Below are 2,462 nucleotides of genomic sequence, written 5' to 3'. Positions count from 1 at the left end.
GGGATGAAGCGCTCGGCACTGAGGGCGGGCTGGCCCAGGTAGCCCCAGGCGAGGCCCTCACTGGCGAGGAAGAGCTCCCCTGGGACACCCACGGGCACCGGCTGCAATCGGGCGTCGAGGACGTAGGTGCGGGTGTTGGCGATGGGGCGGCCAATGGGAGGCCGCGTGCCGTCGTCGCGAGTGACGGGGGTGAAGGTGGCGACGACGGTGCTCTCGGTAGGGCCGTAGTGGTTGAAGAGGGTGGCGGGGACGGAAGGCGGCGGGCCGTGGTGGAGGGCGTCTCCACCCGTCAGCAGGGCGCGCAGGGCCATGGGGCGGGGCCACTCCTCGCGGAGGACGGCCTCGGCCAGGGGCGTGGGCATGAAGCAGGTGGTGATGGCCTCGCGGGCCAGCCACTGAAGCAACTGGGAGGGCTCCGCGCGCACGGCTTCGGGAGGGACGACGAGGCTGGCGCCAGAGGCGAGGGAAGGCCACACCTCCCAGGTGGAAGCGTCGAAGGCGACGCCGGCGGTGAGGGCAGTGGAGTCCTGGGACGACAGCGAGTAGGTGCGCTGGTGCCAGGAGACGAGGTTCATCAACGCGCGGTGGTGGACGGCGACGCCCTTGGGGCGGCCGGTGCTGCCGGACGTATAGATGACGTAGGCCAGGTCCTCCGGGCCCACGGGCGTCACTGGCAGCGGCTGCTGAGTCGCAACAGGCTCCGCTTCAAGCGCGAGGACGCGAGCGGAGAGGGCTGGCAGCGAGTCGCGCAGGTGCTGCTGGGTGAGGAGGACGGAGGCGCCGCAGTCCTCCAGCATGAAGGCCAGGCGCTCCGGCGGGACGCCCGGAGAGACGGGGACGTAGGCCGCGCCCACCTTGAGGGCGGCCAGGAGGCCCGCCACCAACTCCGGAGAGCGCTCCGCGAGGACGGCGACGCGGCTACCCCGAGTGACACCGGCCGCATGCAGTTGGACGGCGAGCCCGTGCGCCCAGGCATCAAGGCCCGCGTAGCTGACGCTTCTGTCCCCCATGCGCACGGCGACGGCGTCCGGCGAGCGGCGAGCGTGCCCAGCGACGACGTGGTGGATGCAGGTGTCGCGAGGGAAGGAGACGTCCGTCTCATTCCACTCGACGAGGAGCTGCTGCCGCTCCTCGGCCGTCATGACTTCCAGCGAGGACACGCGAGCGTCCGGCTGGGAGGCGAGGGAGGAGAGGAGGACGCCGAAGTGGCGCATGAGGCGCTGGACGGAGGAGGCGTCGAAGAGGTCGGAGCTGTACTCGAGGAAGCCGGTGAGGCCCTGGGGCACCTCGAAGAGGGTGAGGGCCAAATCGAAGCGGGAGGAGTTGCCCTCCAGGGGAATGGGCTGGAAGGCCATGCCCGGAACGCGAAGCGCCTCGGCGGGTGCGTTCTGCAGGACGAGCATCACCTGGAAGAGGGGGCTGCGGCTCAAGTCACGGGAGGGCTGGAGGACCTCCACCAGCTTCTCGAAGGGGACGTGCTGGTGCTCGTAGGCGGCGAGGGTGGTGGCCTTCACCTGAGCCAGCAACTGGCGGAAGGACTCCTCCGGGCGCACGTGAGCGCGCAACACCAGCGTGTTGACGAAGAAGCCGATGAGACTCTCGGTCTCGGCGTGGGTGCGGCCCGCGATGGGGGAGCCGATGGAGATGTCGTCCTGTCCGGAGTAGCGCGAAAGCAGCAGTTGGAAGGCGGAGAGCAGCAGCATGAAGGGCGTAGCGCCTTCACGCTGGGCGAGGCTGCGCAGCGAGTCCGTCAGGTGCGAGGGGAAGTGCACGGGCAGCGTGGCGCCGCGACGGGACTGCACGGCCGGACGCGGACGGTCGGTGGGCAGCTCCAGCGCGGCGGGGGCCCCGGCCAACTGGCGCTTCCAGTATCCGAGCTGCGACTCCAGCGTCTCCCCCTGGAGCCACTGACGCTGCCAGAGAGCGAAGTCCGCGTACTGCACGGGCAGCGGAGGAAGAGAAGGCGCCCGGCCGCCACTGAAGGACTCATAGAGGCTCGCCAGCTCACGGATGAGTATGCCCATGGACCAGCCGTCGGAGACGATGTGATGCATCGTCACGAGGAGGACATGGGAGTCCTCAGAGAGCTTGAGGAGGGCCGTACGCAACAGCGGCCCCTGAACGAGATGAAAGGGTTGCCGGGCCTCTCGAGTGGCCAGCCGCAGTGTCTCGGCGTCTCGCTCGGACTCGTTCAAACCGGACAGGTCTTCGATCGGGAGGATCCACTCGGTCGGGGGATGGATGCGCTGGAAGGGCTGGCCCTCCTCTTCGAAGAAGGTGGTGCGCAGCGCTTCGTGCCGCGCCACGAGTGCTTCGAACGCGCGGCGCAAGGCCTCCACATCCAGTCGCCCGAGGAGGCGCAGCGTGACGGGGAGGTTGTAGGAAGCGTCGTCCGGCGCCAACTGGTCCAGGAACCAGAGGCGCTGTTGCGCGAAGGAGAGCGGCTGGGGGCCTTCGGTGCG

At 69.5% G+C, this 2,462-nt stretch carries 1 protein-coding gene; it reads right to left on the bottom strand.

Translation table 11 applies throughout. From position 1 onward, the window contains the following. Positions 1-2,402 (bottom strand): amino acid adenylation domain-containing protein (locus K8556_RS38715; protein WP_255653347.1); only part of this gene is annotated, 2,402 nt, incomplete at its 3' end. Positions 2,403-2,462 lie beyond the last annotated feature (60 nt).

Origin of the sequence: Corallococcus sp. AS-1-12 (assembly GCF_020036995.1) — a bacterium.
In the GTDB taxonomy this organism is placed as follows: domain Bacteria; phylum Myxococcota; class Myxococcia; order Myxococcales; family Myxococcaceae; genus Corallococcus.
This window is presented reverse-complemented; position numbering and strand designations above follow the sequence as displayed.